19 protein-coding genes are annotated in these 19,736 nt (G+C 64.8%); 9 read left to right on the top strand and 10 right to left on the bottom strand.

Translation table 11 applies throughout. The features are described from left to right. The first annotated feature begins 45 nt into the window (after positions 1-45). Positions 46-1,005 (top strand): bifunctional helix-turn-helix transcriptional regulator/GNAT family N-acetyltransferase, encoded by a 960-nt coding sequence (locus RAD04_RS23840; RefSeq protein WP_461625710.1) that lies wholly within the window; start codon positions 46-48, stop codon positions 1,003-1,005. Positions 1,006-1,186: 181 nt separating this feature from the next. Here RAD04_RS23840 and moaB read toward each other — a convergent pair whose 3' ends face one another. Together moaB and ypfJ are read right to left on the bottom strand one after the other, a co-directional pair. Next, the gene (gene moaB / locus RAD04_RS23835; RefSeq protein WP_092261518.1) at positions 1,187-1,750 is read right to left on the bottom strand and encodes a molybdenum cofactor biosynthesis protein B; all 564 of its coding nucleotides are present in this window, start codon (positions 1,748-1,750) and stop codon (positions 1,187-1,189) included. Between the two features lie 225 nt (positions 1,751-1,975). Next, positions 1,976-2,911: a KPN_02809 family neutral zinc metallopeptidase gene (ypfJ, locus tag RAD04_RS23830; protein WP_091956065.1), complete on the bottom strand. Its 936-nt coding sequence runs from the start codon at positions 2,909-2,911 to the stop codon at positions 1,976-1,978. Positions 2,912-3,353: 442 nt separating this feature from the next. Here ypfJ and RAD04_RS23825 point away from each other — a divergent pair, with 442 nt between their 5' ends. From RAD04_RS23825 to RAD04_RS23815, 3 genes are all read left to right on the top strand, one after another. After that, positions 3,354-4,484: a DNA methyltransferase gene (locus RAD04_RS23825; RefSeq protein WP_461625709.1), complete on the top strand. Its 1,131-nt coding sequence runs from the start codon at positions 3,354-3,356 to the stop codon at positions 4,482-4,484. Between the two features lie 193 nt (positions 4,485-4,677). Beyond that, positions 4,678-5,004, top strand: coding sequence for a hypothetical protein (locus RAD04_RS23820; protein ID WP_018323332.1), 327 nt, complete (start codon positions 4,678-4,680; stop codon positions 5,002-5,004). Positions 5,005-5,129: 125 nt separating this feature from the next. Continuing rightward, positions 5,130-5,816, top strand: coding sequence for a glutathione S-transferase family protein (locus RAD04_RS23815; RefSeq protein WP_461625708.1), 687 nt, complete (start codon positions 5,130-5,132; stop codon positions 5,814-5,816). Between the two features lie 58 nt (positions 5,817-5,874). Here the strand turns inward: RAD04_RS23815 and RAD04_RS23810 are convergent, their stop codons facing one another. The 5 genes from RAD04_RS23810 to RAD04_RS23790 all read right to left on the bottom strand — a co-directional run bounded on the left by RAD04_RS23810 (position 5,875) and on the right by RAD04_RS23790 (position 12,059). Next, complete coding sequence (locus RAD04_RS23810; RefSeq protein WP_461625707.1) at positions 5,875-7,884, bottom strand: methyl-accepting chemotaxis protein; 2,010 nt, start codon at positions 7,882-7,884, stop codon at positions 5,875-5,877. Between the two features lie 265 nt (positions 7,885-8,149). Then, the gene (locus tag RAD04_RS23805; RefSeq protein WP_461625706.1) at positions 8,150-10,696 is read right to left on the bottom strand and encodes an HWE histidine kinase domain-containing protein; all 2,547 of its coding nucleotides are present in this window, start codon (positions 10,694-10,696) and stop codon (positions 8,150-8,152) included. After that, positions 10,693-11,244 (bottom strand): biliverdin-producing heme oxygenase, encoded by a 552-nt coding sequence (locus RAD04_RS23800; protein WP_461625772.1) that lies wholly within the window; start codon positions 11,242-11,244, stop codon positions 10,693-10,695. The genes RAD04_RS23805 and RAD04_RS23800 overlap by 4 nt, the downstream gene beginning before the upstream one ends. 153 nt (positions 11,245-11,397) lie before the next feature. Beyond that, positions 11,398-11,532: a DUF1127 domain-containing protein gene (locus tag RAD04_RS23795; RefSeq protein WP_461625771.1), complete on the bottom strand. Its 135-nt coding sequence runs from the start codon at positions 11,530-11,532 to the stop codon at positions 11,398-11,400. Positions 11,533-11,615: 83 nt separating this feature from the next. Continuing rightward, positions 11,616-12,059 carry a nuclear transport factor 2 family protein gene (locus RAD04_RS23790; RefSeq protein ID WP_461625705.1) on the bottom strand — a complete coding sequence of 148 codons (444 nt, stop codon included), beginning with the start codon at positions 12,057-12,059 and terminating at the stop codon, positions 11,616-11,618. Between the two features lie 91 nt (positions 12,060-12,150). Here RAD04_RS23790 and RAD04_RS23785 point away from each other — a divergent pair, with 91 nt between their 5' ends. Beyond that, positions 12,151-13,068: a LysR family transcriptional regulator gene (locus RAD04_RS23785; protein ID WP_461625770.1), complete on the top strand. Its 918-nt coding sequence runs from the start codon at positions 12,151-12,153 to the stop codon at positions 13,066-13,068. Between the two features lie 195 nt (positions 13,069-13,263). On the opposite strand, the gene RAD04_RS23780 is transcribed toward RAD04_RS23785, so the two are convergent. Beyond that, the gene (locus tag RAD04_RS23780; RefSeq protein ID WP_091956347.1) at positions 13,264-13,884 is read right to left on the bottom strand and encodes a glutathione S-transferase family protein; all 621 of its coding nucleotides are present in this window, start codon (positions 13,882-13,884) and stop codon (positions 13,264-13,266) included. 125 nt (positions 13,885-14,009) lie between these two features. Here RAD04_RS23780 and RAD04_RS23775 point away from each other — a divergent pair, with 125 nt between their 5' ends. After that, positions 14,010-15,290: a flavin-dependent oxidoreductase gene (locus RAD04_RS23775; RefSeq protein WP_461625704.1), complete on the top strand. Its 1,281-nt coding sequence runs from the start codon at positions 14,010-14,012 to the stop codon at positions 15,288-15,290. A gap of 701 nt (positions 15,291-15,991) precedes the next feature. Then, positions 15,992-16,450 (top strand): hypothetical protein, encoded by a 459-nt coding sequence (locus tag RAD04_RS23770; protein ID WP_461625703.1) that lies wholly within the window; start codon positions 15,992-15,994, stop codon positions 16,448-16,450. A 3-nt stretch (positions 16,451-16,453) separates the two neighbouring features. On the opposite strand, the gene RAD04_RS23765 is transcribed toward RAD04_RS23770, so the two are convergent. Then, positions 16,454-16,873: a PaaI family thioesterase gene (locus tag RAD04_RS23765; RefSeq protein ID WP_461625702.1), complete on the bottom strand. Its 420-nt coding sequence runs from the start codon at positions 16,871-16,873 to the stop codon at positions 16,454-16,456. 52 nt (positions 16,874-16,925) lie between these two features. After that, positions 16,926-18,044 carry an A/G-specific adenine glycosylase gene (gene mutY, locus RAD04_RS23760; RefSeq protein ID WP_461625701.1) on the bottom strand — a complete coding sequence of 373 codons (1,119 nt, stop codon included), beginning with the start codon at positions 18,042-18,044 and terminating at the stop codon, positions 16,926-16,928. A gap of 198 nt (positions 18,045-18,242) precedes the next feature. On the opposite strand from mutY, the gene RAD04_RS23755 reads away from it, so the two are divergent. Next, positions 18,243-18,734 (top strand): DUF721 domain-containing protein, encoded by a 492-nt coding sequence (locus tag RAD04_RS23755; protein ID WP_461625700.1) that lies wholly within the window; start codon positions 18,243-18,245, stop codon positions 18,732-18,734. A 138-nt stretch (positions 18,735-18,872) separates the two neighbouring features. Further along, positions 18,873-19,529, top strand: a complete 657-nt coding sequence (locus tag RAD04_RS23750; RefSeq protein WP_091956077.1) for a DsbA family protein — start codon at positions 18,873-18,875, stop codon at positions 19,527-19,529. Positions 19,530-19,736 lie beyond the last annotated feature (207 nt).

The raw sequence follows: 19,736 nt of genomic DNA, 5'->3' as shown, positions 1-19,736 counted from the left end.
AAAGTCAAATAATTATTTGACAATGGCAAACATCGAGGTGCCGTCATGCCATCAAGCTCTCCCCCATCAGCCCTTGCGATCGAACAGGTCGCCGACGATCGCATCGCAGCGGTCCGCGCCTTCAACCGCTTCTATACCCGCAAGCTCGGTGTGCTCGACCAACATCTTGGCAAGAGCCCGTTCTCGCTCAGCGAGGCCCGGGTCCTCTACGAACTCGCGCATCGCGACGAGCTCGCGGCAAAGGAGATCGGAAACGAGCTTGGCCTCGACCCCGGCTATCTCAGCCGCATCGTGCAAAGCTTCGACGAAAAGGGGCTGATCACGCGAAGGCCCCTGCCGGCAGATCGCAGGCAATACCAGCTCAGCCTCACCGCCAAGGGCCGCCAGACCTACGCCAAGCTAAACCTGAGCTCGCAAAACGAGGTCGCCGCAATGCTGGCCCAGCTTTCGGCCAGCGATGCAACGCAGCTCACGCAGGCCATGGCGACCATCGAGGCCGTGCTGGAGCAACGTCGAACCCAGCCTGCGGCCTTCATGCTGCGCAGCCATCGCGTCGGCGACATGGGCTGGGTCATCTCCAAGCAGGCCGCCGCCTATGCCGCGGACTACAACTGGGACATCAGCTACGAAGCGCTGGTCGCCGAGATCTGCGCACAGTTCATCAAGAACTACGATGCCGCGCGCGAACACTGCTGGATCGCGGAAGTGGGCGGCGAGCCGGTCGGCTCGATCTTCCTGGTCAAGGCCACCGACGAGATCGCCAAGCTGCGCCTGTTGCAGGTGGAGAAGAAAGCGCGCGGGCTCGGTGTCGGCCGCGCGCTGGTCGAGCAATGCATCCAGGGTGCACGCGAGCGCGGCTACAGCAGGATGACGCTGTGGACGCAAAGCATCCTGGTTGCCGCACGCGGCATCTATCAAAGTGCGGGCTTCAAGCTCGTGAAGGAAGAGAAGCACCATAGCTTCGGTGCCGATCTGGTCGGCGAGACCTGGGAGCGGGATCTCTGATTTTGCGTCGAGCGCGATGCGCATGAATGTGCCCTCGCCCCTTGTGGGAGAGGGCAGCGACGCCGGCAGACACAGGCTCACTTGGGTGAGGGGTGTGTCTCAGCGTATTCCGTGCGGATAGATACCCCTCATCCGGCGCTTCGCGCCACCTTCTCCCACAAGGGGAGAAGGGAGAAAGCAATCACACCGTCGCGCCTTGCGCCTTCGGCCTTCGCAGATGCTCGTCCAGCCGCGGCATGATCTCGACAAAATTGCAGGGGCGCGTGCGGTAGTCGAGCTGAGCGGCCAGGATGCCGTCCCAGCCGTCGCGGCAGGCGCCGGGCGAGCCTGGCAGACAGAAGATGTAGGTCGCACCCGCGACGCCGGCGGTGGCGCGGCTCTGGATCGTCGACGTGCCGATCTTGGCGTGGCTCAGCAAGTGGAACGCGATCGAGAAACCGTCCATGCGCTTTTCGAACAGCGGCTCGATCGCCTCCGGCGTGACGTCGCGCCCGGTGAAGCCCGTGCCGCCGGTGGTGATGACGACGTCGATGCCGGCATCCGCGATCCAGCGGCGAACGACGGCGCGGATCGCTTCGACATCATCGGTGACGATCTCGCGGGCGGCGAGGCGATGGCCGGCCGCGGCAAGGCGGTCGGCGAGCGTCTGGCCGGACTTGTCATCCGCGAGCGCACGGGTGTCGGACACGGTGAGCACTGCGATGTCGAGCGGGATGAACTGTTTTGCTTCGTCGATGGAGGCCATTGCTCGCTCCTATTTCCCCAATCACCGCCGTCATCCTGAGGTGCGCGCCGTGCGGTGCAAGCGCACCGGTCGGCGAGCCTCGAAGGATGGGCCTGGGCCTCGTCCTCCTCCAGGGCTCGCCGAAGAGACGAGCACCTCAGGATGACGCCACTACTTCTGAATCCCATGATGCGCAATGGCGCATCATAATTCACGCTGCGCCCGGGGCGCGGACGCTTGTGGCAACTACTGCCCGCCGCCGAACGTGTTGCAGGCCTGGACCGTGCCTTGCTGATAGCCGGTCATGAACCACTGCTTGCGTTGCGCGGCCGAGCCGTGGGTGAAGGAGTCAGGCACGACGCGTCCCGTGGCCTGGCGCTGCAGCGTGTCGTCGCCGATCGCGCTCGCCGTGGTCAGCGCGGCGTCGATGTCGCCGGGCTCGAGGAAGTTCGGACGCTTCTTCGACTCGCGATTGACCCAGACGCCGGACAGGCAATCGGCCTGCAATTCGACCTTCACCTGGAGCGCGTTGGCCTCCGCCTTCGAGCCCGCCTGCTGCTGCAGCCGCGTCACGCGCGGAATGATGCCGAGCAGGTTCTGGATGTGATGGCCGGCTTCGTGCGCGATGATGTAGGCGGTGGTGAAATTGCAGGCGGACTTGCCGGAGCAGCCGCGGAAGCGCGTCTCGACCTCGCGGAAGAACGAGGTGTCGAGGAAGATGGTGCGATCCGGCGGACAATAGAACGGCCCCATCGCCGACTCTGCCCGGCCGCAGCGGCCGCCATTGGTGACGTTGCGGAACAGCACGACCTTCGGACCGGTGTAGGACTGGCCCGAGGCCTGGAAGATCTCGCTCCAGCGATCGTCGATCTCGCCGAGAATGCCCGAAATCATGCTGCCCATCTCGTCCGTCGGCGCGCCACGCTTGGCGGTCGAGGACGACTGGCGGTCGGTCTGGTAGCTCGGCGCCTGGCCGCCGCCGGTGAGAATCTCGGCGCCGCCGATCAGGATGCGCGGATCGATGCCGAAGGCATAGCCGACGAGGCCGAGCACGATGATGGTGCCGATACCGAGCCCGCCGCCGCCCATGGGCAGGCCGAACCCGCCGCCTCCACCGCCGCCACCACCTTCGTCGCGACGATCCTCGATGTCGTCGCTGCGGCGGAAGTCATCGTAACGCATGGCGGCCTTCCCTTTGGAGCCCCCGATCCCCGGGGCCTCTGATTCAGTGTCGTCGGCTTCGTCGGCGCGCAGGAGCGCGAAAGCTCAACGCGCCACACACGTAAAATTTCCGTTGCCTTTATCAATATCGTGGCCGGCAAAAATTGCCTAGTGCGGCAACATGCCGATGCCAGCAATTTTTTCCGAGGGTCGAGCAATTTTTTCCGAGAGAAATTTGGACCTTTTTTGGCGCCCGGGCTGATCCCGCAACGCGAAGAATTGCGAAATACACTGCAAAACACGATAAACGCGCGCGACGATCGGCGCGCCGGACGCGATGCGGGGACTGCTCACGAAAGCGGCGGGTTAAGTCGATTTTTACTTTGCCGCTTCAATGTAACGGTCAGTCGGTTGTTTGGTCCCGCGTCGCCGACAGCGTCGCCTGAGTCAGAGTTCTTGAGTCATGGTAGAGTCGCGTCGCGGGGCGTCTGCAAGGGCGCCCCGCACAAATTTTGAGTCTCCGTCGCATCGTATCATTCTGGGCGATTGCGTCGCCGAGATGTCGAAGCTTCAGGCTGGTTCGGTCGATCTCGTGTTCGCCGATCCGCCCTACAATCTCCAGCTCAAGGGCGATCTCAAGCGCCCCGACGAATCCCATGTCGACGCCGTCGACGACGACTGGGACAAGTTCGATTCGTTCTCCGCCTATGACGACTTCACCCGCGCCTGGCTGCTTGCCGCGCGCCGCGCGATGAAGCCGTCGGCGACGATCTGGGTGATCGGCTCCTATCACAACATCTTCCGCGTCGGCGCGATCATGCAGGACCTCGGCTTCTGGCTCCTGAACGACATCGTCTGGCGCAAGTCGAACCCGATGCCGAATTTCCGCGGCCGTCGCTTCACCAACGCGCACGAGACCATGATTTGGGCCGCGCGCGACGAAAAGGCCAAGGGCTACACGTTCAATTACGAGGTGCTGAAGGCCGCGAACGAGGACGTGCAGGCACGTTCTGACTGGCTGATCCCGCTCTGCACCGGCGAGGAGCGCCTCAAGGGCGCCGACGGCAAGAAGGTGCATCCGACGCAGAAGCCGGAAGGCCTGCTCGCGCGCGTGCTGCTGTCCTCGTCCAAGCCCGGCGATCTCGTGATCGATCCCTTCAACGGCACCGGCACCACCGGCGCGGTCGCAAAACGCCTCGGCCGCTCCTATATCGGCTTCGAGCGCGACAGGACTTATGCGAAGGCCGCGGAAGTCCGCATCGCCAAAGTCGAGCCGCTGCCGGAGGAGAGCCTCGCCCCGTTCATGACCGCGCGCGAAGCGCCGCGGGTCGCGTTCTCCGAGCTGATCGAGCGCGGCATGATCATGCCCGGCACGAAGCTGTTCGACGCCAAGAAGAAGCTCGGCGCGCTGGTGCGAGCCGACGGCGCCATCATGTTCGGCGACAAGGTCGGCTCGATCCACCGCATCGGCGCGGTGGCGCAAGGTGCGCAAGCCTGCAACGGCTGGACCTTCTGGCACGTCGAGACCAAGAAGGGTCTCAAGCTGATCGACGAGCTCCGCGCCGAAATCCGCGCCGGAATGGCGGCGGAGTAGGTTCCTCTCTCCGTCATTCCTGGGCTCGCGAAGCGAGAACCCGGAATCCACCCAACCGCGTCCAATGCCGCCCAATGGATTCCGGGTTCGCGCCAAAAGGCGCGCCCCGGAATGACGGCGGCAGTGGTTGAATGCCGTCGCAGCCAGGACTAAACTTCCCCGGTCAGCCCCCGTCCAGACCGGTCCGGCTCCCATGCGACGACAGTCCGAGACATTGCTGTTGGTGCCGCTGCTGCCGATCTTCCTGCTCGGCATGTTTCCGATGTTCCTGATCGCCCTGCTCGGATTCTTCGGCCTCGCGCTGTTCGGCGTGCTGGTGATCTGCGTCGGGCTCGCCAGCAGCAACGAGGCTCACGACAATTTCAATCACGACGTCATCGTTCACGGCTATGCGCGCGGATCGGAGCGCGCGGCGCGGGCCTCCGACATGCATCTGGCCACGCGGCTCGGCCTGCGGCTTGAGGCGGTCGGCGCCGCGATGGTCATTACGGCGGCAATCGGCCTTTGTTACGCCGGCTGATCTGCGTGGCGCGCAGATACCGCCCGGCAAACTCGCCGGTTGCCCACCCGCAACGGGTTCAGGCAAGACAGGCGGCGCGGCCATGACGCTGCGTTCGCGCCTTGCAACAAACATTGGGGAGATCGATGCTCAAATTCTATTTCAACGGATCGCCGAACCCGACCAAGGTCGCGCTTTATCTGGAGGAGTCCGGCTTGGCCTTCGAGCCGGTGAAGATCGACACCCGCAAGGGCGAGCAGTTCACGGCGGAATTCCTCAAGATCAATCCGAATGCCAAGGTGCCGGCGATCGACGATGGCGGCACCATCGTGTTCGACAGCAACGCCATCTTGCTCTATCTCGCCGAGAAGACCGGCAAGTTCCTGCCCGCCGCGAGCGTGCGCGGCGAGACGCTGTCATGGCTGATGTTCATCGCCACCGGCGTCGGGCCGTATTCGGGTCAGGCCGTGCACTTCAAGCATTTCGCGCCGAAGGACCAGAACCACGATTACGCCCATAACCGCTACCAGTACGAGACCGATCGCCACTACAAGATTCTCGACGCTCACCTCAAAGGGCGCAGCTACATGGTCGGCGACAGCTATTCCATCGTCGACATGGCGCTGTGGGGCTGGGCACGGATGCTGCCGTTCAAGCTCGGCGACGACGCCTTTGCGCGCTACCCGAACGTGAAGCGGCTGGTCGACGAGATCTCGGCCCGCCCGGCGGCTGCGCGCGCGATCGCCCTGAAGGACAAGTTCACCTTCAAGGCCGAGATGGACGACGAGGCGCGCGCCAACATGTTCAGGCACATGGCGACCAAGGTCGCCTGATCGCGCCCCGCCGTTCTTCGAGGCCACGCGCATGCGCGTGGCCTTTTGCGTTTGAGATTCAGGCGGCGTGGACCGAGTTCAGGAACTTGGCCACTTCGAGCTTGAGGCGGTTGCTGTCGGCCGACAGCGAGCGCGCTGCCGACAGCACCTGCGATGAGGCCGACCCGGTTTCGGAGGCGCCGCGCTGCACGTCGCCGATGTTGGACGACACCCTCTGCGTGCCATGAGCCGCCTGCTGGACGTTGCGGGAAATCTCCTGCGTTGCCGCGCCCTGCTGCTCCACGGCGGCCGCGACCGTCGACGAAATCTCCGACAGCCGCTCGATGGTGCCGCTGATCTCCCTGATGGAACCGACCGATTCCTCCGTCGCGGCCTGGATGCCGGACACCTGCTGGGCGATCTCGCCGGTGGCCTTCGCAGTCTGCTCGGCGAGCGCCTTGACCTCGGAGGCGACCACGGCGAAGCCGCGGCCGGCTTCGCCCGCGCGCGCCGCCTCGATGGTGGCGTTCAGCGCCAGGAGATTGGTCTGGCCGGCGATGGTGCTGATCAGCTCGACGACGTCGCCGATCCGCGCGGCCGCCTTGGAGAGCGCGCCGACCCGGTCATTGGTCCTGCTCGCCTGACCGACGGCCTCGACCGCGATACGGGCGGATTCCTGCACCTGGCGGGCGATCTCGGACACCGAGGAGGACAGCTCTTCGGTCGCCGAGGCAACCGCCTGCACATTGGCCGAGGCCTCCTGCGAGGCGCTGGCGACCTCCGTCGACAGGTCCTGGGCCCGCGAGGCGGTCGTGGTCAAGGTGCCGGCGGAGGCTTCGAGCTCGTTCGATGCCGACGACACGGTGTTCACGATCTCGCCGACCGCCTGCTCGAACTGATCGGCGAGCCTGACCATGTCAGCCTTGCGGCTTTCCTCCTGCCGCGCCTCGACCTCGGTCTGCTCGGCGCGCAGGCGCTCGGTCTCGACCATGTTGTCCCTAAACACCTGGATCGCCTTGGCCATGTCGCCGATCTCGTCGGCCTTGCCGCGTCCGGGGATCTCGACCTCGAGATTGCCGCCCGCGATCAGTCCCATCGCGCGCGTCATCGAGGTCAGGGGACCGACGATGCTGCGGGCGATCAGGAAGGCGACGATGCCGCCGAAGAGGATGGCGAGGCCGCCGGCGATCTCCTGAATGGTCGTCGTACCGGCGATCACGGCTTCGGCGGTCATACGCGATTCCTGGTAGTCCTTCTTCAGGGTCGTTTCCGCGGCCTTGAGCCTGCCGACGCTGTCGACGATGAGGGGCGCGAGGCTCTTGTGGTAGATCTCGTCGGCCTGAAGCATCGCGGCGGATGTCGTCTCGAACGCCGATTTGTAGATTCCAAGCGAGGTCTTCACCGGCGCGAGCGTGGATCGCAATTCCGCTGCCTGCGGGCTCTTTTCGAGAGCCGCGAGCCGTTGCGCCGCCCTGTCTACGCTCGCCCTGAAATTCGCGGGTCCCTGCGCGTCGCGCAAGGCCAGGAAACGCCAGTTTGCGACCCGAACAAGGAGGATCCTGGATTCGAGGTCAGCGACGAGGGCCGCGGTGTCTTCGTCGACGGCTGCGCGCGCCGCATCGACCAGCTTGCCCATCTTGACGGCCAGCTCTTCGCCGCTCGGCAGCAACGTGGCCTTGCCCGTCCTCGCCTCGTTGACGGCGTCGCCGAGGTTGTCACGCAAGCGTCGCATCTTGGCAATGTCGTCGATGAGGCCGCTATAGAGCGCTCGCCGATCCTCCGAGAGCGTCCCCTTGGCGCCGACCCGCAACAGCTCGGTCGCCGCGGTTTCCCGCTCTTGCGCCTCCTTCATCGCGGGCTCGTTGGCGTCGTAGACGTAACGCAGATTGGCCCGCTGGATCGCCTGAAGATGGGTCGATATTTCCAAAACCCGCGCCGTGCTGTCCGAAAGTGCGGATTGTCTCGCGACCTGATCCTGCACCGCCCGCAAATTCCAGACGGCAACCACCGCCATCGCGAGACCAACCGCCACCAAGGCCATGAAGCCTGCGTACAGGCGTCCCCCGATCCGCAAACGAAACTTCGGCATTCCCACTGTCCACCCAGATGCATTTCACTTCGAGCGGCCGAACAAGTCCGGCAAATCGTCACGACCACCCTGGCAGCCGCGCGTCTTTGCGACCCACGCTGCACCGCGACACAATGGGGGACACTCGTTAATTGAACCTTCAAATTTTTCGCGCGATCTGGATCTGCGGGCGCGAAAACTGCTGCTTTTGTCAGCAGCTATGCAAAGTTCGCGTACGAATCCCGAGCGACATGCAGAGCGCTGCATGCGTTCACAGGACGAACGACTATGGGGCGCCGGCCTGTTGCAACTTGCCGAGCGCGTTCTCGACGACTTCCAGCGTGTACGGCTTCTGAACCACCGGCGCGGAGGCCAACTCCACCGGAAGCGGCGCGCGATCGCCATAGCCGGTTGCGAAGATGAAGGGCACACCAATCTCCTTCAGCTTCTGCGCCACCTTGATGCTGCTCTCGCTGCCGAGGTTGAGATCGAGCAGGGCAAAGCTCGGCCGGCTGCGCTCGATCGAGCGCAGCGCCTGGTCGACGGTCGCGGCGATGTCGACATGACGCGCGCCGAGATCGAGCAGGATGACCTCCGCCGCCATTGCGATGATCAGATTGTCCTCGACGATCAGCGCGGTCTCGGAGATCCGGGGCCGGCTGGACTGTTGTTCCTCAAGACGCATGGCGGCTCCTGCTATCGACGGCACCAGCTCGACGAAATTGGGGGGAATGACGAAGGTCGCCTGCACGCCCAGAAGGTCGAAGCGGATTTCCGCATCGCCTTTGAGATCGAACGGCACCGAGCGCTCGATGATCGTGGTGCCGAAGCCGCGCCGCGACGGTGGTTGCACCGGTGGCCCGCCGCTTTCCTTCCATTCGATCACGAGGCTCGACGAGGGATCGAGGCGCCAGATCACCTCGACGCTCCCTGTGGAATCGGCGAGCGCGCCATATTTGGCGGAATTGGTCATCATCTCGTGGACGACGAGAGCTAGCGTGGCAAACGCCTTGGGATCGAGCGCGACGTCCGGGCCGCCCATCTTGATCCGGCCTGCGCGCGCCCCGAGATAGGCGCCGGCTTCGGATTCGAGGAGGGTCCGCAGCGCCACCGGCGCCCAGTTCAGGTTGGTGATCTGGTCATGGGCGCGAGCCAGGGCCTGGATGCGGCCGCCGAGAACGCTCGCAAACTCCTCCACGCTCGTCGCCGTGTCCTTGCTCTGCGCCACCAGCGCGCGGACCAGGCTCAGGATGTTGCGGACGCGGTGATTGAGCTCGGCGATCATCAGCTCCTGCCGCTCCTGCGCGCCGCGGCGCTCGCGCGCGGCGAGATCGGACAATTGCAGGATCACTTCCAGCAGTGTGACGCGCAGGCTCTCGGCGATGCGGATGTCGGCTGCCGACCACGGTTTCGACTGGCCCGCAACCGTCTCCTGCCAGAGCTCGAAGCTCTTGCGCGGCGTCAGGCGCGGCCCGTTCGGACCTTCGTCGTAGACCTTGTCGGGAGCGCCGGCCCAGTTCACGGAACGCGTGACCTCGCGCCGGAAGAAGATCAGGCAGTCGCGCGGGGTCCGCGAGATCGGGATGGCCAGAAAACCCGCCGCGCGGTCGCGAAAGGCCTGGCCGGCGGCATAGACCTTGCCGATCTCGGCGCTGGCGAAGATCCGGCCGGGCGAGGTCCGGTTGATGAAGGCGACGAGGTCCTTCACCTCGTCTTCGGTCGGCGTGTCGCCCTCAAGCGCGATCTTGTTGTCAGACCAGACCGCGACGCCGTCGCACCCGATCATCTTGCGGTAGTCGCCGAGAAAGTCGACGATCGCGCGCCGGCTGTGCTCGTGCGAGGCCGCGATCTCGATCAAGCGCTCCTGGACCTGGTGGGCTCGCGTCTCATAGGCGACATCGCCCTCGCGCTCGCGTCCCTCGACGATCCAGGAGAACATCTGCCCGAACAGCTCGGAGGCTGTACGCTTGTCGAACGAAATGTACCGCGGCGAATAATGATGACAGGCGAACAGACCCCACAGCTTGCCATCGCGCAGGATCGATACCGACATCGAGGCCGCCACCCCCATGTTGCGCAGATATTCGATATGGATCGGCGAGACCGAGCGCAGCACGCTCATCGAAAGGTCGAGCAATCCCGCATTGTGCGTGGCGGTCGACATCAGGGCGGCCGGCCTGGCATTGACGTCGGCGATGATGCGCAGCCAGTTGCGCTGGTAGAGGGCGCGCGCCTGCCTTGGGATATCCGATGCAGGATAACGCAGGCCGAGGAAGGATTCGAGCCCTGCTTCTGCGGTCTCCGCGATCACCTCGCCCGATCCATCCGGGTGAAACTGGTAGACCATGACGCGATCGAATCCGGTCAGCACCTTGAGCTGGCGCGCGGCCTCCCGCGCGAGCTCGGTCATGCCGCGTGTCTTGCGGATCCGTTCGAGCATCAGGCGGACGAGCTCGCCGGAATTGACCCCGGGCTCGTGGACGCTCGGCTCCGCCTCGACGATGAGGTAGACGCCGGAGAAATGGATCGAGAGATCGTAAAGCGGCTTGCCCGCCTGGAGCTCGACGCCGAACAGGCGCTCGGTCGCATCCGGCCCACTCAAATAGTCGACGCGGCCGCGGATGGTCTCGACAGCGGCTTCGGAGATGACGCTCGTCAACGGCTGCTGGAGGAGATCGGCGATGTCGCTTCCGAGGAAGCTACCGACATTGTCCGAGGCCATGCAGATCGTGAAATCCGAGAGCACAGCGAGCATGAAGCCAAACGGCTGCACGCTGCCGGGAACGTGGATCGGCTCGCGATCGCAATTGGTGAGATTGACCACCTCGTTCATGCCCGGTCCGCCGCCTGCTCGAATGCGGCAAAGGCATTACGTGCCGCCGCGATCACCTCGACCTCATCGCAGGCCTCTTCGCTTTGAAGCTTCGACAGGAAACTCTGCCACAGGCGCTTGCCTGCACCATGACTGAGATAGCTGGTGGCCTCCGTCATGCGCAGGTCGGCGGCCTCTGCGACCTCTTTCAGCAGGAACTTGGCCCCGAGCCGAGAGCCCTCCAGCACGTACATCGTACCGAGCACACCGCTGGGCGTCAGCGGCGGCACCGATACGGTGGATTGCGCGGCGCTGCCGAGCCGCCCGAGGTCGGCCGCGATCGCGGCGCTGCGCGACCGCTCCGGCCAGTCCGGGAATATCCTGGCGACGCCTGCCGCGACAAGCGCGGCCTCGAGCGGAAGAAGCGCTCCGGCGCTGGCTTGCAGAAAGCGGCGATAGCCCGCCAAGACAGTGAGATCGAAAGACGAAAGTTGCGCATCGAGCTCCCGGTGCGCAGCCGCAGTCGCATCTCTCAGTCGCTCACGCAGTCCATGGAAGCCGGGGTTCACCTGTGTCGAGACGTCCGAAACCCCAGCCAGCATGAAATTTCCAAGTGCACGCAATGTAGGGGCGCGATTGCCCCGGAAGCGAGAAAAACGCCGGCGGAACACGAAGGTTCCGCCGGCTCTGGAAAATCTGGAGAAGCGCGGGCCGTCGACCTTCTATCTCCATCGACGGGGCTTGTGCAGCTCGTACGTGATCTCCGCCCTGGTCATGCCGCAGTCCAGAAGCTCCCGCGCGCTCATGGCGGCGAGTTGATCCCGAGCCCGGGACCGTTCGCGCCTGATACGGACCATCTCGACCAGCGCCCGCCACGCCCGCACGACCATCGCCGGCTCCGCCTGATGAAATCGGCCGGTGGACGTGACGTGCAATCCGCTCAGCTCGCGGCCCTCACCGGCGCCTGCGGAAAAGAACCGAGCGCCCGCTCGGTCAGGATCGAGTCGCAGTACTCGCGGATCTCCTTGATCTTGCCGTCCTCGAGACGAAACACCAGGCAATAGTCATTGTCGTAGCGCACGCCTTCGGGCGTGACGTTGTCGCCCTTGGCCTCCACGACGACCACATCGCCGTCGGCGATGAAGCGGTGCGCGACCGTGCGCGTGCGGTCGCGCAGGCGGGTGCGCACATAGCCGTGCAGATCGTTGAGGATCGACTCCCTGCCTGAGAAGGTGCGCGACCAGGAATACTGGCCGGTCACGACCCATTTGGCATCTTCGGCAAGGCTTGCAGCGAACAGGGCGCGATCGCGCGCAGCCGGATCTGGATTGGCGGCGGCGGCGAAAATATCCTGCATCAGCTTCTTGTTGGCGCTCGCGTTCATGGCGGCATCTCCGTTTGGTGGGAACGCGGAGATCATCGCCGCAGCATCAGAATTCTTCAAATCGATAGAGAATATGATATCTATTCGCCCGATGAATTTGAATTCGCTTGACCTCAACCTGCTGACCGCGCTCGACGCCCTGCTGCGCGAGGCCAGTGTCAGCCGCGCCGCGCTTCGGATGGGCCTGTCGCAGCCGGCGGCCAGCCACGCACTGCAGCGCCTGCGCGACATCCTTGGAGATCCGCTGCTGGTGCGCACCGGTGCACGGATGGAGCTGACGCCGCGGGCGCAGGCCCTGCGCGCGCCGCTGGCGCAGGCGCTCGATCAGGTGCGCGGCCTGTTCGTGCCCGATGACTTCGATGCCGCACGCAGCGAACGGCAATTCCGCCTGATGATGCCGGATCTCGCAGTCGAGCTGCTGATGCCGCCGCTGATGGAGAAGGTGACGCGGGCCGCGCCCAACGTCCGCATCGACATCGTGCCATGGCGGGGATCGGCGATTTTCCACGCCGAGTTCGCCCGCACCATCGACCTCGTGATCTCGATCGGAAACGCCTTCAAGGGCTTTCACCGCCAGCTACTCTACGTCGACAGCGACGCGCTGGCGGTGCGGCGCGGCCACCCCTTGGCCGCGAAGCTGAAGCGGCGCGAGACGTTCCTGGCCGCGCGCCATGTCGGCGTGATCATCCGTGGCAGCAACGAGGATCTGATCGACACCTGGCTGCGCGCCAAGGGCATCGAGCGGCACATCTCGCTTGTCGTGTCAGGCTATCTCGAAGCGCTGCACGTCGCCGCCCGCACCGATCTCGTCGCCTTCGTGCCGAGCCGGCTGATCGCTGCGCTGTCGAAGCAGCTCGGCCTCGTCACAGTGACGCCGCCGCTCGACCCCGGGATCGACGAGCAGTTCATGTTCTACCCGACTCGCGCGCAGATGGACCCCGGCTCGATCTGGCTGCGGCGGCTGATGCTGGAGACGGGGCGGGAATTGGAGAAGCGGAAGGCTGGGTAGGATGCTGCTTCACCAAACACGGCGTCGTCCCGGACAAGCGCAGCGAAGCGGAGCGCCGATCCGGGACCCATAACCACAGGATGCGGTTTAGCGAAGACTGGTCGTTCGGGATTGCTACCGATCGCAATCGATAGATTCCGCGGTATGGGTCCCGGGTCTGCGCTTGCGCTTGCCCGGGACGACACCGCGTATTTGTCACGCCTTCTGCGCGTCCATCACCTTGCGCACCGCGGGACGATCCGACATGCGCTTGAAATGGTCGGCGATCTTCGGCGTTGCGTTGATGTCGACGCTGTCGCCTTCGAGCCAGGTCGAGAGTGTGTAGAGATACGGATCGCAGATCGTGAACTGATCGCCCATCACCCAGGGCCCCCGAAACATCTTCTGCTCGATCAGGGCGAAGCAGGCGGCCATGGTCTTCGGGACCATCGCCTTCATGTCGGCGAACGAGCTCTCCTGCGTCGCCCAGCGCGGACCGCGCATCTTGTGGGCATGATTGATGTGCACGGTCGAGCAGAGGTAGGAGTTGAACGACTGCACCTGGGCGAAGTCGAAGGGATCATCGAGCGGTGCGAGCTTCGCCTTGGGAAACGTCTGCGCGAGATAGGCCAGCATTGCCGGCGTCTCGGTGAGGACGCCGCGATCGGTCACCAGCGCCGGCACGCGGCCCTTCGGGTTGATCTTGAGATAGTCCGGGCTGTTCTGCTGGTTGTCCTTGAAGCTCAGCCGTTCAGCCGCGTAGTCGGCGCCGGCCTCCTCCAGGGTGATGTAGGTGGCGAGCGCGCAGGTGCCGGTGGCGTAGTAGAGCTTGAGCATGTCGGACCTCATGGGAAAGCCCGAGGTTAACGGCCCTCCGCCGCCCCGTCCATAGGGGACCTCTTCGCAGTTGCCCACGGCCGCCCGGCCGTGCGAAGACGCCGTCAATCGGAGGGGATTTTGTCATGACCGTACTCATCGCCGGTGGCGGCATCGGCGGGCTGACGCTTGCGCTCAGCCTGCACCAGATCGGCGTTCCCGTAAAAGTGTTCGAGAGCGTCGCGGAACTGAAGCCGCTCGGCGTCGGCATCAACGTGCTGCCGCATGCGGTGCGCGAGCTGATCGAGCTCGGGCTGATGGACAGACTGGACGCCAGCGGGGTGCGGACGCGCGAGCTCGCCTATTTCTCCAAGCACGGCAAGCCGATCTGGAGCGAGCCGCGCGGGCTGGAGGCCGGCTACAAATGGCCGCAATTCTCGATCCATCGCGGCACGCTGCAACAGCTCCTGCTCGACACCGCGATCGAGCGGCTCGGCCGCGACAACATCCTCACCAGCCACCATCTGACCGGCTGGACCGAGACGGCAGACGGCGTGCGCGCCGACTTCATCGACCGGGCAACCGGCAAGGCCGCCGGGACTTACGACGGCGCGATCCTGATCGCCGCCGACGGCATCCATTCCGCCGCGCGCGAAAAGCTCTATCCCAATGAAGGTCCGCCGATCTGGAACGGCCGCATCCTCTGGCGCGGCGTCACGCCGTCCAAGGCCTTCCTGACCGGCCGCACCATGATCATGGCCGGCCATGAGATCCTGAAATTCGTCTGCTATCCGATCAGCAAGGCGCCGGACGCGGCGGGCAACCATCTAATCAACTGGGTCGCCGAGCGCCACATGCCGCCGACCTATCAGTGGCGGCGCGAGGACTATAATCGCACCGCGCGGCTGGAGGAATTTCTGCCCTGGTTCGAGAGTTGGCAATTCGACTGGCTCGATGTGCCCGGCCTGATCAAGAACTGCCCGCACGCCTATGAATATCCGCTGGTCGACCGCGATCCGGTCTCGCAATGGACCTTCGGCAAAGTCACGCTGATGGGCGATGCCGCGCATCCGATGTATCCGATCGGCTCGAACGGCGCCTCGCAGGCCATCCTCGATGCCCGCACCATCACCCGCGAGATTCTCGCGCATGGACCGACGACCGCGGCGCTGCTCGCCTATGAGGCCGAGCGCCGGCCCGCGACCACCGACCTCGTCCTGCTCAACCGCAGGAACGGACCCGAGCAGGTCATGCAACTGGTCGAGGAGCGCGCGCCCGACGGCTTTGAGGTCGTCACCGACGTGCTGTCGCAGAAGGAACTGGAAGACATCGCCGCCAACTACAAGCGCGTTGCGGGCTTCCAGGTCGAGGCGCTGAACGCGAAGCCGCCGATCGTCAGTGGAGATGCGAAGCGCGCGAGCGCCTGAAGGCGGGGCGGTAAGAGTTGTCCAACCGCCCCGCGTCCGTCACGGCCCATCAATATCCATACTGTCCGGAACACACCCAATTGCCGTAGGCATCGTAGCAACGGTTATTGTAGTAGCCGTATGCACCAGCCGCCGCCGCTCCAACTCCGACTGCCGCGGCTCCGTATGCGGCTCCCCGGTAGACGCCTCTACGCGCCGCAGTACGTGCTACGGGGTAACCTGCTATCGGCCGGGAGACGTGAGCGCGGCCGTAGCGACCAGCGTGAACGGCACCGCCTCTGTAGTGCGCGCCTCCTCCGTGAAACCCCCCTCCCCGATAGGCGCCACCTCCTCCGCGGCCGCCGCGGGCGAGTGCGTCATCGGGAACAAGGCTTGCGCCGACAAGAGCGGCTGCGGCCAAGCCAACCAGAGCATATCGAAACATGGGCGTTCTCCCGTCATTGGAGTGCCGGTTCTATCCGCAGGGTGATGCCGTCAACGGGACAGGCACTTGCCCCATCATTTGGCGCGCCCTGCATGTCCAATTGACCTAGATCAACGCCTGTCTGTTTCAAAGACCCGAATTGGTCCAGCGCTTTCAGGCCGAGGCTGAAGACCATGAGCGGCCGCAACCGCCCGCTGGTGCGCTTCGATCTAAGCCAATCCTTGGATGCGAGAGAAATTTGTCCATTCGATAGACGCGAATAACCGAGGCTGCGATCATGAAGTTCCGGGCGGAGTTGCTTGCGGCGGCTATCTTGCTGGCCGAAATGCACGCAAGTCATGCGGCGATACGGATCGCCGGCGATCGTGGCGGGCTAATCGACACCTATGTTGACAGATATGAACGCCTGCGCACTTCCGGCGAGACCGTCATCATCGATGGACTTTGTGCCTCATCGTGCACCATCGTTCTCGGTGCAGTTGCCGCTGACAAAATCTGTGTGACCTCGAAGGCCGCTCTCGGCTTCCACGCTGCTTGGGATTTCGGTCGGAAGGGAAGGACGATTACCGACCATGACGCTACCAATTACCTATACTCCATGTATCCCGGGCCGGTGCAGCGTTGGATCGCGGCGCGCGGCGGGTTGAGGCGGCAACTCATCTTGCTGCGCGGCAAAGCACTTCAGGCGCTGTATAAGCCTTGCGCGCAGCACTCCGCGACACGGCCCCGACGGTAACGACTACCGCACCACCCTTGCCGCTTCCAGCAGCCGCTCGGTCGCGCTTGCCGTTGCCAGCACCGTGCCGTTCTCCGCCATCAACTTGGCCTCGACGAACGCAATCGTCTTGCCGAGCTGCGTCACCTTCGCCTCCCCGATGATCGGACCGGGCTTGGCGGGGCTGAGGAAATTCACGGTCATGCTGATGGTGGTGGTGTAGAACCGGCCCTCACTCATCACCAGCACCGCCGGGCCCATGGTGTCGTCGAGCATGGCCGAGAGCATGCCGCCCTGGATGAAGCCCGCCGGATTGCAGAACTCCGGCTTGCCCTCGAAGCCGAGCTTGATCCAGCCCTCCTCGGGGCGGGCATCGAGCAGGCGCCATCCCAAGAGCTCCGCACAGGGTGGCCTTGGAAAATTGTCGAGCGCGGTCTTGACCATTGGCAGCCTCCGTTTCGCACCCCGATAGCGTAGCCCTGCTGCCAGCGTGCTGTCAGGAGGACGAGCCCGCTGAAAGGTTGAGCGCGTGCGCAATGACCTTGCGCATGACATTGGGCAGCGCCTCGTCCGCAAGGGTGGCGAGCGGCACCCAGCGCATACCCTCGGGCGCACGGGTACGGGCTGCGGCCTTCGCCGTGTAGACCACCAGCTCCAGCGGAAAATGTGTGAAGACGTGGGTGACGACGCCCATTTTGCGCTGCCAGCGCGACAGCCCCTTCAGCGCCGGCGCCTGCAGCTTCGCCGCCGCGTCGTCCTGGCCGGCGAGCCAGTCCGAGCCGGGCACTTCGGTCATGCCGCCGAGCAGGCCCTTTTCGGGCCGGCTGCGGACCAGCAGCTCCTCACCGCGTGTGACGACGAAGGCCGCTCCGCGCCGCAACGTTCCGCTCTTCTTCGGCGCCTTGCGCGGAAAGGTCTCCTGCGTGCCTTGGTGGCGCGCCGTGCAATCCTCGTTCAGCGGACACAGCGAGCAGGCCGGCTTTTTCGGCGTGCAGATCGAGGCGCCCAAATCCATCAGCGCCTGCGCACTGTCGCCGGCGCGGGAGTTTGCAAGCAGCGTCGCCGCCAATTGCTGGATCAGAGGTTTCGCCTGCGGGAGCTCATCTTCAACTGCAAAGAGCCGCGACACCACGCGCTCGATATTGCCGTCGACCGGCATGGTGTGGCGATCGAAGGCGATCGCAGCGATCGCCGCCGCCGTGTACGGCCCGATGCCCGGTAGCGCACGCAGCCCCTCCTCGGTGTCGGGAAAGATGCCGCCATGCTCGCGCGTCACCGCGACCGCGCAGGCGTACAGGTTACGCGCGCGCGAGTAATAGCCGAGCCCGGCCCACATCCGCAGCACATCATCCTGCGAGGCCCGTCCGAGCGCAGTGACATCCGGCCAGCGCGCGACGAATTTTTCGAAATAGGGCCCGACCGCCTTCACCGTGGTCTGCTGCAGCATGATCTCCGACAGCCAGACGCGGTATGGGTCCGAGGTCTCGCCGGGCGCGGCCCGCCACGGCAACCGGCGCCGGTGGCGGTCGTACCAAGCGAGCAACGCCACCGGGCGCGACGAGGTCTCCGCCTGACTGGGTTCCGATTTCGCCTTCAGCGCCGATTTAGGGCTCATGCTCCCACTGTAGCGGTGTGACCTCAATCTCTCCACGTCATGCCCGCGCTTGTCGCGGGCATCCACGTCTTTCTTCGCAGGGGAACGTGGATGGCGGGGACATAGGCGGACGGAAGCGACGCCGTCCTTCGGACGGCTATGCCCGGCCATGACGACGAAGTCTCTGCGGCCGGCGCGTCAGAAGTGCTATAAGGACCCATGTCCAAATTCCCTCCCAAACCGGGTCCCATCAGCGCCAAGCCGCTGGGCGTCCTGCTCAACGACGTCTTTGCCGAGGCCTATGCCAAGCAGGGCTTTGCCGCACGCGAGCTGGTGACGCGGTGGGCGCAGATTGCAGGCCCCGAGATCGCGGCCCATGCCGAGCCGCTGAAGATGCAATGGCCGCGCCCGGTGGAGGGCCAGCCGCAGGAGCCGGCGACCCTGGTGCTGCGGGTCGAGGGGCCGATGGCGCTGGAGATCCAGCATTCCGCCGACATCATCCTGGAGCGCGTCAACCGCTTCTTCGGCTGGAGCGCGGTCGGCAAGCTCGCCTTCCGCCAGGCTCCGCTGTCGCGCGCGCGCCGGCCGGTGCGACCCGGCCCGCCCGATCCTAAATCGGTGGCCAAGGTGGCGGAGAGCCTTGGTGACATCGAAGATGAACAACTGAAGACGGCGCTGGCGCGGCTGGGGGCCGCCATCAAGCGAAATTGAGCCTTATTTCGCGGTCAATCTGAACCCGTCTCTACCGCTCGCCATTGCCTCAAGCTACGTTTCAAGCTAGCGACAGGCCGCCCGGGCGGGAACTTCATAGACCCTGGGGCGACATTTTTGCCAATTCGGGAGCCGACCTTGATCATCACCCGCCGCGCCTTCACCACGATGCTGTCGCTGACCGGGCTTGCCGCCGTCGCCGGGTTCTCGCCGCTGCGGCTCATCTCCGACGCCATGGCGCAGTCGGCTGCCGACGTCGCCAAGCCCGTGTCGCTGCCCGACATGGCGCTCGGGCCCAACGATGCCGCCGTCACCATCACCGAATACGCCTCGATGACCTGCCCGCACTGCGCCGCCTTCAACGAGCAGGTGTTCCCGAAGATCAAGAAGGAATACATCGACACCGGCAAGGTGAAGTACATCTTCCGCGAGTTCCCGCTCGACATCAAAGCCGCCGCGGGCTCGATGCTGTCGCGCTGCATCGCCAATGGTGATGGGCCGAAATACTTCGCCGTCACCGACATGCTGTTCCGCCAGCAGAACGACTGGGTGGTGAAGAACACCACCGAGACCCTGACGCGGATCGGCAAGCAGGCCGGCCTCACCCAGCAGCAGGTCGAGGCCTGCCTGAAGGACCAGGCGCTGCTCGACAAGATCGCCGCCGACCAGAAATATGCCAGCGACGTTCTGAAGGTGGATTCGACGCCGACCTTCTTCATCAACGGCGAGAAGATCAAGGGCGAGGCCTCGTTCGAGGAGTTCGCCAAGAAGATCAATCCGCTGCTGAAGAGCTGATTCGCTCGTCAAGATCCTGATTCGCATCTCGAAAGCCGTATCTTTCCCGGCATAAATCCCTTGGGAAAAGCGGCTTTGGCCGGTTGCCCTCGCGGGGCACCGCGGCCATTGTCCAGCCGCATGAGGCGCCTCGCGCGACTCACCCCGGATAGCGACACTGTCTTCCATGGTAGTGTCCCGGCAGGGGGATTCGCGCCTGCCAACAGA

It is taken from the genome of Bradyrhizobium sp. 25ACV, assembly GCF_054863005.1.
The sequence above is the reverse complement of the archived record's forward strand: the minus strand, read 5'-3'. Positions and strand labels throughout refer to the sequence as shown.

Bases quoted from the DNA above. Each gene is read 5' to 3' on its own strand.
- RAD04_RS23790 (WP_461625705.1), bottom strand. From the start codon at position 12,059: ATGAACGCGAGCGCCAACAAGAAGCTGATGCAGGATATTTTCGCCGCC.
- RAD04_RS23810 (WP_461625707.1), bottom strand. From the start codon at position 7,884: ATGCCGAAGTTTCGTTTGCGGATCGGGGGACGCCTGTACGCAGGCTTC.
- RAD04_RS23815 (WP_461625708.1), top strand. From the start codon at position 5,130: ATGCTCAAATTCTATTTCAACGGATCGCCGAACCCGACCAAGGTCGCG.
- RAD04_RS23785 (WP_461625770.1), top strand. From the start codon at position 12,151: ATGAATTTGAATTCGCTTGACCTCAACCTGCTGACCGCGCTCGACGCC.
- ypfJ (WP_091956065.1), bottom strand. From the start codon at position 2,911: ATGCGTTACGATGACTTCCGCCGCAGCGACGACATCGAGGATCGTCGC.
- RAD04_RS23840 (WP_461625710.1), top strand. From the start codon at position 46: ATGCCATCAAGCTCTCCCCCATCAGCCCTTGCGATCGAACAGGTCGCC.
- RAD04_RS23820 (WP_018323332.1), top strand. From the start codon at position 4,678: ATGCGACGACAGTCCGAGACATTGCTGTTGGTGCCGCTGCTGCCGATC.
- moaB (WP_092261518.1), bottom strand. From the start codon at position 1,750: ATGGCCTCCATCGACGAAGCAAAACAGTTCATCCCGCTCGACATCGCA.
- RAD04_RS23755 (WP_461625700.1), top strand. From the start codon at position 18,243: ATGTCCAAATTCCCTCCCAAACCGGGTCCCATCAGCGCCAAGCCGCTG.
- RAD04_RS23765 (WP_461625702.1), bottom strand. From the start codon at position 16,873: ATGGTCAAGACCGCGCTCGACAATTTTCCAAGGCCACCCTGTGCGGAG.
- RAD04_RS23770 (WP_461625703.1), top strand. From the start codon at position 15,992: ATGAAGTTCCGGGCGGAGTTGCTTGCGGCGGCTATCTTGCTGGCCGAA.
- RAD04_RS23825 (WP_461625709.1), top strand. From the start codon at position 3,354: ATGGTAGAGTCGCGTCGCGGGGCGTCTGCAAGGGCGCCCCGCACAAAT.
- RAD04_RS23805 (WP_461625706.1), bottom strand. From the start codon at position 10,696: ATGAACGAGGTGGTCAATCTCACCAATTGCGATCGCGAGCCGATCCAC.
- RAD04_RS23775 (WP_461625704.1), top strand. From the start codon at position 14,010: ATGACCGTACTCATCGCCGGTGGCGGCATCGGCGGGCTGACGCTTGCG.
- mutY (WP_461625701.1), bottom strand. From the start codon at position 18,044: ATGAGCCCTAAATCGGCGCTGAAGGCGAAATCGGAACCCAGTCAGGCG.
- RAD04_RS23795 (WP_461625771.1), bottom strand. From the start codon at position 11,532: ATGGTCCGTATCAGGCGCGAACGGTCCCGGGCTCGGGATCAACTCGCC.
- RAD04_RS23780 (WP_091956347.1), bottom strand. From the start codon at position 13,884: ATGCTCAAGCTCTACTACGCCACCGGCACCTGCGCGCTCGCCACCTAC.